The 265-nt window shown below is 51.3% G+C and carries 1 protein-coding gene; it reads left to right on the top strand.

What is annotated here, in order from left to right; all coding sequences use genetic code 11:
* Positions 1–66: 66 nt before the first annotated feature.
* Positions 67–265: DUF4165 domain-containing protein (locus ACLJNW_RS25720; protein WP_410961442.1), on the top strand; the 199-nt coding region annotated here is incomplete at its 3' end.

The raw sequence follows: 265 nt of genomic DNA on the forward strand, positions 1-265 counted from the left end.
TTTATGCACTCCCTCCCGTAACCTCCAGCATTGGGTTCTTGTAACTCAAAACGAATGGAGAATGCGATGATCAATTTCAAGCCTAAAATTCCGGCGATGCTTGGGGCTCTGGCGGTTCTTACCGCTGGTGCTGCTCATGCAGAGCTGCTGGAATACACCTTTAAGGCTCCAGATGGTACGCAACGGTCTCTGACTCCGAATGCCAACTATGCCAACCCAACGGGCAATATCTCGTTTGCCTTGAGTGCCGGTATCGACCGAAAGG

The organism is Salmonella sp. SAL4457 (assembly GCF_046548235.1).
Taxonomy (GTDB): domain Bacteria; phylum Pseudomonadota; class Gammaproteobacteria; order Enterobacterales; family Enterobacteriaceae; genus Salmonella; species Salmonella enterica.